At 60.4% G+C, this 11,804-nt stretch carries 8 protein-coding genes; 4 read left to right on the top strand and 4 right to left on the bottom strand.

All coding sequences use genetic code 11. The annotated features are described in order from the left end of the window. Positions 1–144 precede the first annotated feature (144 nt). Positions 145–771: a TetR/AcrR family transcriptional regulator gene (locus tag FDW84_RS02780; RefSeq protein WP_138606322.1), complete on the bottom strand. Its 627-nt coding sequence runs from the start codon at positions 769–771 to the stop codon at positions 145–147. Positions 772–862: 91 nt separating this feature from the next. Continuing rightward, entirely contained in the window at positions 863–2,845 is a 1,983-nt protein-coding gene (locus FDW84_RS02775; protein ID WP_138606319.1) for a primary-amine oxidase, read from the bottom strand. A 115-nt stretch (positions 2,846–2,960) separates the two neighbouring features. On the opposite strand from FDW84_RS02775, the gene FDW84_RS02770 reads away from it, so the two are divergent. Together FDW84_RS02770 and FDW84_RS02765 are read left to right on the top strand one after the other, a co-directional pair. Then, entirely contained in the window at positions 2,961–3,440 is a 480-nt protein-coding gene (locus FDW84_RS02770; protein ID WP_138606317.1) for a hypothetical protein, read from the top strand. A 334-nt stretch (positions 3,441–3,774) separates the two neighbouring features. Next, positions 3,775–5,448, top strand: a complete 1,674-nt coding sequence (locus FDW84_RS02765) for an amidohydrolase (RefSeq protein ID WP_138606315.1) — start codon at positions 3,775–3,777, stop codon at positions 5,446–5,448. Positions 5,449–5,471: 23 nt separating this feature from the next. On the opposite strand, the gene FDW84_RS19610 is transcribed toward FDW84_RS02765, so the two are convergent. After that, positions 5,472–6,011 carry a molybdopterin-binding protein gene (locus tag FDW84_RS19610; RefSeq protein ID WP_240721337.1) on the bottom strand — a complete coding sequence of 180 codons (540 nt, stop codon included), beginning with the start codon at positions 6,009–6,011 and terminating at the stop codon, positions 5,472–5,474. A 48-nt stretch (positions 6,012–6,059) separates the two neighbouring features. Continuing rightward, a complete protein-coding gene (locus tag FDW84_RS19605; RefSeq protein WP_240721336.1) occupies positions 6,060–6,410 on the bottom strand; it encodes a molybdopterin-binding domain-containing protein in 351 nt (116 codons plus the stop codon). Positions 6,411–7,082: 672 nt separating this feature from the next. On the opposite strand from FDW84_RS19605, the gene FDW84_RS02755 reads away from it, so the two are divergent. After that, positions 7,083–8,531, top strand: a complete 1,449-nt coding sequence (locus FDW84_RS02755; protein WP_138606313.1) for a purine-cytosine permease family protein — start codon at positions 7,083–7,085, stop codon at positions 8,529–8,531. A 377-nt stretch (positions 8,532–8,908) separates the two neighbouring features. Beyond that, positions 8,909–10,411, top strand: a complete 1,503-nt coding sequence (locus tag FDW84_RS02750; RefSeq protein WP_171046627.1) for an aldehyde dehydrogenase family protein — start codon at positions 8,909–8,911, stop codon at positions 10,409–10,411. The last annotated feature ends 1,393 nt before the right edge of the window (positions 10,412–11,804 follow it).

The raw sequence follows: 11,804 nt of genomic DNA, 5'->3' as shown, positions 1-11,804 counted from the left end.
TTTCTAGTGAAAGCTCGCGGGCGTGTGCGCCCTGCCCCTTGGGGGCGAAGCGTGCGTTTTTGCGCTGTGCTCGGATCTTGGGCGCCGTTCGGGCATGCCGAAAAGGCCGTCGGCGTTTTTACGCCGACGGCCGCGGGGGACGATTCACGCCGTTAGTTTGTCGGGTTTCCTGGCATTGATGGGGATCAGGCGGGACAGGGCCCGCTCCATCAGGTAGCGCTGCCGGGAGCCGGTGACGGCGTCCGGGTCCAGCATGGACGTCACATGGAGACCCATCATGATGTTCAGAAGCTCGTCCGCTACGGAGTCGGGGTCCGTGAGTGGCGCACATTCGCCGTCGTGTTCTGCCTGGGCAAGGAATTCGAGCATCAGGTCCCGCCAATGCATCAGCGCTTGCCGGCCCACAGCGCGGAGGGAAGCCTCCGTTTGGGCGCGCTGCCAGAAAGACACCGCCACTCGCGCTTCGACGACGGTGAGCGGGTTTGCGGGGATGATTTCCAGGCAAAGACCTTGCAGCCCGGAGAGTCCCCGCCGGTCCTTCGTGCAGGCAGCTACCCGCTCATTTGTCCGCTCGCAGATCAGTTCGTAGGCTGCAAGCAGGAGTGAGTCCTTGTTGGGAAAGTAATGGGCAAGGACTCCTGGCGCGGCGTAGCCGCATTCCCGGGCGATGTCCCTCATGCTGGCATTTTCAATGCCCTGCTCTGCGATGATCCGCCACGTCGTTACGATGATGGAACGGCGTCGTTCGCTGTGATCTACCAAGCGGGGCATGATGCTCCTTTATCCGTGTGCGGTAACCGTTCGCGCCTGTGCACCCTACCACCGCGGGAGCGCTTGCGCGCTCCCGCGGTTGATGGGGTTGTCAGTGACTGCAGGTACCGGAACCTGCGTTGCCGCTGGCGCCGTCTGCTCCGGCGCCTGATGTGCAGTGTCCTCCCGCCGAAGACGGAACGTTCAGCGTTGGGTTGCTGTCGAAGAAGCCGTGGGGCTTGAGCGTAAAGCCGGTGGTGTCTACGGGCATGATGGGCCAGTCCTCCGGGCGGGGGAAGTGGGTGAGGCCGAAGGAGTGCCACACCACGAGGTCTTGACCGTCAATGTCCCGGTCCTGGGCGATGTAGGCCGGAAGTCCGGCATCTCCCGGGTGCTGGTTGACGAAGTCCCCCGCGGCGTAGAGCTCGCCTTCCCCGTACTGGGTTACCCACAAGTGGTGCTTGGCGAACGCGGCCCGGGCTGCGATTGAGGAGTCGTCGGCCATGGCAAGGGTGGGGCTTCCTTCGGGGAACAGGGTGTAGCCGACGGGGTGGCCCAGTTGGTTTAGGGAGTCAGGGTTGCTGATGTGCCACACGCGCCCCTTTGCGCCGTCGGCGTCGCGCACAGCTTCGGATTCCCGAGCGAGAAGAGTGCGTTTTTGGGTGAACGCGTTGCCGTGCGGATTTGCCGGTCCCTTCGGCAGCCGGACAAGGTCCAGTTCCTCGACACGGTTCGAAGGTCCGTCAATCATCATGTCCAGACGGGCGCTGAACAGGTGCTGGTGGAAGGGGGCGCCAAGCCCGGGAGCAATTTCCGAGGCGTAAGCGTAGGTCTTGTCCGGGAGCGCTGCAGTGAACACGATGCCGGTTGCCTTGGCTTCAAACTCAATGGTGCCGTCCAGGTAGAGGTACCAGTAGAAGCCGTAGTCGTAGTTGCCCACCGTGGTGAAGAAGGACACCACCAGCCGGCGGTTGCGGCGCACCTCGTTCGAGCCGGCCCACTCATCGGTGTGCTTCCACAGGATGCCGGCGTCCTCTTCATGGATGCAGATGCCGTTCTCGATAGTGCGCGGGTTACCGAAGTCATCGGCTACTACCGGGGACATGTAGGTGATGTCGCCCAGGCAGTCGCAGCCAAGTTTCAGGGAGTTGGCGTCCCGCCCGACCAGGTACTCGCCGGAGTCGAAGTAGTTTTGCCAGCTGCGGTACGGGGAGGGGTCACCATAGGGAACGACCATTTCCGAGATTGATGCGCGGTGGATGAGGGGTCGCCTGCGGCCGTTGTGGGAGTGGTGGAGCTGGTGGAGGACAAGTCCTTCGCGGGCATCGAAGCCCACGCGCAGGTCCCAGCCTGCCCAGGACAGGAGGTTACCTTCCAGGGTGAAGCTGGGTCCTTCGGGCTGCGTGATCTCAATGGGCTTTAGGTCCGTGCGCAGTTCTCCGTGGATCGCCGGCTCTGTGTAGTTGCCGTTGACTTCCGGGACGGGAACCGGTCCGTCATCGATCAGGTGGTTCACGCACCGCTTCTCGACGTCTACGAAGGCGACCAGGCCGTCTATTGGGTGCGCCCAAGCGTGGTCGGCGGGGTGGTCCTGACGGAATCCAAGTCCACGCAGGAGCCGCTTTCCTTCTTCATTCTCATACTCGAAGACACCAGCCGAGAGCGGGGCGACCCGAACCTGCGCAGGCGTCAGTCCGCGTGAGGCCAGGGCGGCTTTCCATTGCGGGTCTTCAGCCAAAATTACCTCAATAATTTCGAACTCTTCGATCAGGACGGGGAGCTGGCCGTCGACCGCAGGGTCAAGTTCCCGCTGATCCAAGATGGTCCCGGTTGTAAGGGACAGCTGGATGTCCAGGGAGAGGGACCTGGCCGCATCCCACAGCATTGCCCGGACCCTGCGATCTGCCTCAGCGCCGTCCTGCTCAGCGAAGGCGGACTTCGGAGGCTCGATGAGGCCAAGGTAGGCGAAGCGGGTGGTGTCGGCCACCAGCCCGGCATCGGCCAGGATGCGGCGGGCAGTTGAGATTTCCTGGGAGTTGAGCTGTTCGAGGGGGTGCTGCTTTACGGCAGCCAGTGGGGTCGTCCCGAGAGTCATTGCACTTCCTGAAGTCGATTTTTGATGGTACAACTGTTCCATCAACAAGGATGTTACTCATCTCACAAGCCTGCGTAAAGCTCTATTTCGATAGCTGAAAAAGCCAAGGAGAACCATGAACGCTCGATTCCCCCCTTCAGGCTCCCGAACTCCTTATTGGCTTGTCAGCATCGCAGTCACGGTCAGCGCGTCCGCCCACGCGATCGCGGCAGCAACTGGCCCCGCCGGGCCGATGGGTTGGTGGATGGCGGTCATGGCTATCCTCTGCCTGACCTGCGCCGCGCCCCTGGCAGGCCGAACCAAGGCTGCTGCCCCGACATCGAGCCGGGCACCCCGGGCCGGTAAAGCTGCCGGGCACCTTTTCGCCATGAGCGGCGTCATGATCCTGATTCACCTGCTCGTCTTGACACTTCCGGATTCAGCTAGCCACCACCACGGAGCGGCTGCAAGCGACGCCAGCGCGGCATTCATGACCCACGAGACCGCCATGCTGGCCTTGATAGCAGTGGAGATTCTGTGCCTCATGGTCGCTTCCGCCGCGCTCCGGCTGTCCCGGGCTGATATCGGCGCAGCCGTTTCCGCGGCCTCAGCTTGAAAGACCGGACCGCCCGCCTCAAGACGGTCAGTGCAGGAACAAAACTAGTCCCGCGGCATTGGACAGGCTCGGGACCCTGATGATTCCGATGCGGCGAAAGCACGCCGTCGAAAAAATAGATGCCCTCCATCAGAAATGACTGCTTTACGTGATGCACTCACGGCCGTACCCTGAGGTGGATCACCCAATCGTTACAAGCACTTGAGTTCGGCCTCGGGCCAACCTGCACGAGGGTGGAGCGCCTGTGGCCGCGCAATCACAGTGGCCCTGAGGCTCCTGCATCCGCGCGGCACCGGAGACCTGTCCCGCACATCGACTTAGCTGAGAGTAGGCCATGAACCAGGCGGACTGGATTTTTAGCGGCGGACCTATCCACACGATGGATCCAACGCGTCGGAGCGCGGACGCCCTCGCGGTGGCAGGCGGCAAAGTTGTGGCCATAGGCGCTGAGGCCGACGCTTGGCGTGGGCCCGGCACGGAATGCATCGACCTTCGCGGCAAATCCCTAATCCCCGCTTTTCAAGATGCCCATGTTCACCCTCTGGCGGGAGGACTACAGATGCTGGGCTGCGATTTATCCGGCGTCCACTCTCTGGCTGGTTACCGCGAGCTGATCACCGATTACGCCAATGCAAACCCCGGGAACGAGTGGATTAAGGGCGCGGGCTGGTATGGGGATGTTTTTGATGGCGGCTTTCCGCACCGGGCCCTGCTCGATGAAATCGTCCCAGACCGACCGGTATTTCTTATAAGCCATGACGCCCACGGTGCATGGACGAATTCCTACGCCCTTGATCTGGCGGGGATCACCGACGATACGCCGAACCCTGACGGCGGAATCATCGCACGTGACGCTCACGGCAAGGCTACAGGAATGCTCATTGAGCACGCCGCTGATCTGGTCTCGTCCCTGATACCGGATCCCGACGAGGAGCATATCCGCCGGGCGCTCCTCACGGCCCAGACCTACCTTCACTCTTTGGGTGTTACGGCCTGGCAGGACGCAGCAGTGGGCCTCGCGCTAGGGATGCCTGATGCGTTCGAACATTATCTGGCCCTGGAATCCGACGGGCTGCTGACGGCGACTGTCACAGGAGCGCTTTGGTGGCACCGGGACCAGGGATTGGGACAGCTGGACCTGTTCAAGGACCGGAGGGCACAGGCGAAGGGACGTTTCCAAGCAACAGCTGTCAAAATCATGGTCGATGGTGTTTGCGAAAATCTGACCGCCGCCCTGTCCCGTCCCTACAAAGGACATCCACATGAATTCGGGATGACGCTGATCGAGCCGGAGGAGTTGGCCCACATAGCCAGGGCAATTGACAAGGCAGCTTTCGACCTGCATCTGCATGCCGTCGGAGACCAGGCCGTGCACGATTGCGTCAGCGCGCTCAACCTGCCCCGCAGGCCTGGCTGGGACCCCCGCCACCAGATTGCCCACCTTGACCTCGTCGACCCTGCCGACGTCGAGATGTTCGCGGCGACAGGAGCGATCGCGAATATCCAGCCCTTGTGGGCACGCCTGGACCCCGTATTGGTGGAAACCAAGCTTCCCTATCTGGATGACGCGCACCAGCTCGTGCACTTTGCTTTTGACACGTTACGCCGTGCAGGTGTTCAACTTGCCATCGGCAGCGACTGGCCCGTGTCCAGCCCGGACCCACTGTGGGGGATACACACGGCAGTCAACCGAACCGCCCCACCCGCCGACCCTCACGCGAGCGACGCTCGCTCCCGGACCGAACCGCTGCTGCCGGCCGAAGCGATGACGCTGGACACCGCATTGGCCGCCTACACCACCGGCTCCGCGCGCGCCAACCGTCTCGATAAGGAGCGCGGCTCTTTACAGGTCGGTATGACTGCAGACCTGGTCGTGCTTGATGCGGATCCTTACGCCGTGGAGGCCTCCGCGCTCGGGGAAATCGGCGTGGACCTAACATTCGCCGGCGGACAGGTTGTTTTCAGCCGCAGCAACGACAGCGCCCTTCCGGCCCTTTTCGGGCAATAGCCCACAGGTAGCTGCGCAAAGGATCAAGATGACTCAACCGATAGGCACAACGCACCTTGCCCAGGAGCAAAGCCAGCATCTGCAGAAGTCCTTGGCCGCTTCGACATCCTTTTGCTGGTGGTCGCCGCTGTTATGCTCCGTGGAGGTCCTGGGCCAGTCTCCGGCTTCGGCCGTTTGGCCAGGACGGCAGGGTGGCCAGGACGCATGGCTATGCCATACACCAAGAGGCGCCCGCCTAACCGGCTAACGGCTTCGCGGAAGTGGTCCGTTCCGGATTTCCCTGTTCCACCGGTGGTGATCACAACATCGGCGCTGGAACTTCCGACGGCACTGGTTTCGTCAAGAGCGGTAACGCATTTGGCGAGCGAATCGCCTATTCTGCGGGACGGGCCAGGAGTACCGCGGAGCAGGCTAATCACTGTGGCTAGTTGTGGTTCCAAGGCGTCCCTAACTGTTCCAGGAGGAGGAACACCATGGGCCGCTACCTTAGATCCTGTGAGAATGACAGCGACCGCGGGTTTTGCCTGGACCTCCAGATGGTCGTATCCGACTGCAACCGCCAACGCGATGTGCGCCGGGGGTTGAGCGCTGTTCCTGCCGGGATAAGCAACTCACCCGCCAGCGCCTCCGTAGCCGGCAGATCTCAGATGCTGGCCGGGACAAGGCTCGCCGCGGTGCAGGGTTTGAAGGGTCAGGGCTGGCTTCCCATTAGCGTCTTCAACGACTCGTCCAGATTCCTTCCGTAACACCGCTTGGGCGCCCTCTGGAGCCATACCTCCGGTGGCGATTACGCTCGCCGGGCCATGCGTGAGGGTCCGGCCTGCTTCGATCAGCAACCATGAACCTGTACCGTTCACGGCCCAGCCGTCCATCGCGGATGACACGTAGTGGGGGAGAGGCTGAATTGCGTTGACCGGGCTGGTCAAAACCCGGCCGGGCGCCTCCTGCAGGGGAACGTACACCGGGATAACGGACTAGCCGAGCTAAAGGCGACGTGCCGGGCTTCAGATCGGGTGGACGACAATGATTTCCTTGCTTCGATTCGTGGCTGACCGGCTGGAAGGGTGCAGTAGGACGGCTCCCGCGCGAAACCTTCGGGGCTGTTGGGTCTGTTTTGGCGGAAGCTTATGAAAGGGCCAAGCGATGCTCAGCACCCTCCGCCCCTAGTAGGTCTTGCGCGCCACAGCCGTTTCCCCGTCTTTCGTGACGAGAAGCGGGAAGCTGGAAGTTTCCACGCGGCATTAAGGGATTGAATCCCGGCAACCACCCCACGTGCAGCCCTTCGTCCCTCCCGGTTATCTGTCGGCAGGCAGATGCCCACTTGGCTTTCATGACAGTCGGGGAACCTTCCTCAGCGAACACGAACGCCAAACTCTTTGGATGTACGCGCGTTCCATCGATCTCGTCGTAACCGAGCACCCAACATTTGGAAAGTATGTGCAGGGCACGGCCGTCAATGCGAACCTACGTTAGCGCAGGCAGGGGAAGACCAGGCGCCACACGACTGGCGCGGGCGGCGTTCTGCATCTGGATCGCTGATGAACTAGCTCGATTTTTTGTCTTTTACAAATGTTCGCTTCGCGCTCAGAGTGTAGTGATGCGCATAACAGCGAACGGAACTTTGAAAGGCAGCAATGGCCCAAAGCAAGCTTGAGGTAGAGAAGTACTCCACAGACTTCGTTCCTCACTCAGAACGGTACGGCAAGGCCCGAAACCTCTTTTCCTTGTGGTTTGCCACCAACATGAATGTCCTGACGGTCGCTACTGGAGCCATCCCGGTGGCGCTCGGGCTGCCTGTGGTCTGGGCCGTTGTGGCCGCGATCGTTGGGCACGCAGTCGGAGCCGTCTTCATGGCGCTCCATTCAGCCCAGGGACCTATCCTCGGCATACCCCAAATGATTCAAAGCCGTGCGCAGTTCGGGTATCTCGGATCCATCCTGCCACTGGTGCTGGTTGTCATTATGTACATAGGATATTTTGCCGTCGGCGGCGTCCTTACCGGCAACGCACTGGCCGAATGGCTGGGATGGGACGTCAACATCAGCATCGCTATCGCAAATGCTCTGGCTACTGTCGTCACCATCTACGGCTACCGCTTGATCCGCGCCTCGGTCACGGTGGTCTCTTGGGTCACCGGCATAGCATTCGTTATCCTCACCATGGGTCTCGTTACCCGCAATGACCTCGCAGGCGCCCTTCCGCAGGGGGAGTTTACGTGGGGGCTGTTCTTCCTCGCGGTTACTCTTGCCGCAACATGGCAATTGACTTACGCCCCCTACGTAGCGGACTACAGCAGGTATCTACCCGCACACACCTCTGTACGCGCGTCATTTTGGTGGACCTATGCAGGTAGCGCGGCGTCCTCGACTTGGATGTTCGCCTTCGGTGCCATCGCCACGGCGGTAGCGGCTGACGCATTCGCCGGCGGCTCCGTCTCCTTCATTGCCGCGCAAGCAGGATTTGCCCCATGGCTGTTCCTGGTGCTGATTCTGCTCGGCAACATCGTCATTCTTGGCGTCGACCTCTACGGCGGATTCATGTCGGTAGTGACAATCACCGGAGCCCTGAAAGCTTCAACCGGCGTCCGCCCTTCGACACGCGTGATCACCGTGCTCGGCATCTCTGCAGTTGGAACCGTTCTTGCCATCGCCGGGCGTGGTGACTTCCTGAACACTCTGATGAACTTCATCGTCCTGCTCGCAGTCTTCCTGGTTCCCTGGACTTCCATTAACCTCATCGATTTCTACCTGGTGCGCAAGGAAAAATACGACATTCCTGCCATTTACGATCCGGCAGGCCGCTATCGGGGTGTGGACTGGAGGGCCATGACCGCATATGCAGTCGCCGTTGTCAGTGAGGTGCCCTTCCTGGTCACGCCACTGTTCACGGGTCCACTTGCTGAATCCTTCGACGGCGTCGACGTTTCCTGGGTTGTAGGTTTGGTCGTTTCGGCCGCTCTCTTCTACATCCTCATGAAAAGGTACCCCCGCCGGCATGGTTTCCTCCCGATACCGGAAACTGCATCAGAAGCCGATGAGTGCACGCCTGAAGAACTTGCTGGTTCGGCGACCGGAACCGAGTGATTCCTCGACGCCGATGCATGGCGAGCCAGACGAACCATAGGAACTTGGCCGAGCACGACTACAGCTGAACCGCCACGGCCCGCGGGTTGTGTCGCGCAAGTAAATCTTATTTACAGATGCAACCTATAGTAATTCAACGCTTTTCCTTGATCGGTCCGACGCTCTAAGCTTGAACTGTGGTCGTAGGACCGGACCGGGCTGATTCAGGAAAGACGTGCAAGGTTGCACAACCGACCGGGCATAAACTGACCGGGCATAACAGGATGGTTCCAGCGGTCGCCAATGACGACCCACAGGAACAGGCGCGTAGTGAATAGCGAATATGTTCTACCGGTCTTCCTGGACCGCCACCATTATGACTTCAAGGAGAACCAATCTTGACGACGGATACACACGCATCAGCAACCTGGGAGCAAAGGGCTGCGCGCCTTACCCTTGACGGTCGCGCCTTCATTGACGGGGAGCGAAAAGACGCCCTCTCGGGAAAGACGCGGCAAACGGTGAATCCGGCCACAGGCTCTGCTATTGCCGAGCTTGCAGCCTGTGGGGCGAAAGACGTGGAAGTAGCCGTGGCTGCAGCACGGCGCGCCCAGCCTGCATGGGCGGCGCTCGGTGCTGAAGGCCGCAAAGAGATCTTGCTGGCATGGGCTGCCCTGCTCGAGTCAAACGCTCGGGAACTGGCACTCATCGAGAGCATCGACAGTGGACGCCCAGTGCGCGAAACCAGCACAGTGGACGTACCCGGCACTATCTCCTGCCTCCGCTGGTATGCAGAAGCAATCGACAAGCTCGCTGGAGAGTTGCCAGCGGTGACCCCGGGAGCAGTCGCCCAGGTCACGCGGGAGCCCCTCGGTGTTGTGGCCGCCATCGTACCGTGGAACTTCCCACTTGAAATCGCTGCATGGAAACTGGGCCCGGCGCTTGCGTCCGGAAACACGGTCGTGCTCAAACCTGCCGAGCAGACCTCCCTCAGTGCCGTCCGAATCGCTGACCTTGCGGTGCAGGCCGGCCTGCCGGCAGGTGTACTGAATGTCGTCACTGGCTCAGGCCGTGAAGTCGGAACCACGCTTGCCCACCACATGGATGTGGATGCCCTTGCTTTCACGGGCTCGACCAACGTCAGCCGCACGCTGCTGGAAGCATCAGGCCGAAGCAATCTTAAGCGGTTGAGCCTTGAAGCAGGGGGCAAGAGCTCGAATGTCATTTTCGCTGATGCTGATGACCTCAAACTGGCAGCAGCCAAAGCTGCATTCGGCGCCTACTACAACAACGGACAGGTCTGCTCCGCGAACTCCCGCATCCTGGTTCAGCGGCCCGTCTACGATGAATTTATCGGTCTCTTGGCAGATGCAGCTGCCAACTATCGCCCGATCAATCCCCTTGTCGACGACGGCGGTAACGGTGCTCTGATCTCTTCTTCTCACACTGATGCCGTCGCTGAGTGGATTCCCGGCAACGGCCGCAACGGCGGGCAAGGTGAGATCATCTTCGGAGGAAACCGGGTAGAAATTTCCGGGTCCAATGCATTCCTTGAACCAACACTGCTCGGCGGGTTGCCCGCGGAGCACCCAGTACACCGAGAAGAAATTTTCGGACCGGTCGCGGTCGTGCATCCCTTTGATGCTGAAGAGGAAGCCACTACCCTGGCCAACGCAACCGAATTCGGGCTAGCCGCTTCGCTTTGGACGTCCAATCTTGCACGGGCCCATCGCGTTGCAGCGAAACTTATCGCCGGAACGGTTTCCGTAAATACGGTAGATGCACTCGGGAACACGACTCCGTTCGGAGGATTCCGGCAATCCGGATTCGGCAGGGACTTGTCTCTCCACGCTTTTGACAACTACACAGCCCCGAAGACCACATGGATCCAGTTCGGATAGCAGCTCCGGCTGCCACCGTTTCCGAGGTCCGCAGACCAGAACGGTGGCTGCCGGCGTTCAAGGTGGTAGACCTTCCACTGCGGACCAGCCAGGCTCATGGTAACCGTGGACGATCAGGCTGAGCAGAAGGGCCTCTGCTGAGAAACCCGTAAACAGGACAGAAATTGAACAATCAAAACCTGGGCGTTGGAGCAACGGTCCACTTCTACGACCCGTTCGCGACGAGTCAGCCACAGAGTGCCCTGCGGTCCAGAACGAGTTCCAGCACAAATGGCACCCGCAAGCGCGGAAAGCAGAGCGCTTACCAGAGAGCAGCCGCACGAGCCGCTGCAATCGCAGCGATTGAGCAGGACTTAAGGATGCTTAACGAGCAAAGCCTCCGGCGTGTTTCCGGGCTCTCATCGTCGCCCAATTCCGATAAGGCGTTCTGACTCCACCGCATAAGTCCACGGACACCACGTGGAGCAGGAAAACATGCACCATGCGCAGCACCAATGACTCGCCACCCCCAGCAGGATGACATGGATGACATGGCATCCAGTCGCCGTGGTCGCATGGGGCCTAGCTATAGGTCAACCAGCTGACCGAGCAGGGTGCCGCGGGTGACATCTGACCAGTAGCGGCTCTCGGCATTCGATGCAAAGCACAAACAGTAAAGAAGGGATAAACGATGCAAGCCTGCGCCCAAAACGATAATGAAGTTGAAATTACTGTAAAAAGCCGCTCCGACGTGGACACGCAGCTTGAGACAAATTTGGCCGTCCTCGTGGAACGTGCATTTGCCCACCGGAATGGAGGCATTCTCGTCACTCGGCACTCACACAACAAATTCACCCTGGCGCTGGACCCGAAGGTTCCCTTCGGACAAACCATAGAAGTAGACCGCCGATGACAGAATGGCCCGGCTCAGGAACGTAACGGACGGGAAGTGGCAGAGGAGCATTGACGGCCGGACTACCTGCTGTTGCGGACTTGAATGCGCTGTTGCAGGAAGCAGACAATGTGACCTGCAAGGCCCGACGCCATTCGAAGGGACGTGCGAACAGCTGCTCCACCCACCGCCGATCAAATGCGCCGATAATGGATATTTTGACAAACTGACGATGGGGGATTGTTCTACCCGTCACTGACGCGGGGCCTTTAAGGGCAGGGGCGCTCTGTGATCCTTCCCTGGCAAGAGCTGTCCTTTCTCGCCGTTCCCTAAGGCAGACCCTGTGCAGGCGGCGCTCCTAACCGGGAGCTGGCTCTCCATCAAGAACATAGACCAAAGCGAGCGACTGGCAATTCTCACCCGCTAGGTAGAGCTGCCAAATTGTCTGTGGCGCTCTAATGGCGGGCGGTTTCTCATGAACCTCGCAACAGGTCTGCTGTGAACCTACCAGTAGTGGGTGGG

It is taken from the genome of Pseudarthrobacter sp. NamE5 (assembly GCF_005796225.1).
GTDB lineage: Bacteria > Actinomycetota > Actinomycetes > Actinomycetales > Micrococcaceae > Arthrobacter.
Note: the sequence above shows the minus strand (reverse complement) of the source record. Positions and strands in the feature narration are given on the sequence as shown.

Excerpts from the sequence above, each read along its gene's own strand:
- FDW84_RS02775 (WP_138606319.1), bottom strand. The coding sequence starts at position 2,845 with ATGACTCTCGGGACGACCCCACTGGCTGCCGTAAAGCAGCACCCCCTC.
- FDW84_RS02765 (WP_138606315.1), top strand. The coding sequence starts at position 3,775 with ATGAACCAGGCGGACTGGATTTTTAGCGGCGGACCTATCCACACGATG.
- FDW84_RS02755 (WP_138606313.1), top strand. The coding sequence starts at position 7,083 with ATGGCCCAAAGCAAGCTTGAGGTAGAGAAGTACTCCACAGACTTCGTT.
- FDW84_RS02770 (WP_138606317.1), top strand. The coding sequence starts at position 2,961 with ATGAACGCTCGATTCCCCCCTTCAGGCTCCCGAACTCCTTATTGGCTT.
- FDW84_RS02780 (WP_138606322.1), bottom strand. The coding sequence starts at position 771 with ATGCCCCGCTTGGTAGATCACAGCGAACGACGCCGTTCCATCATCGTA.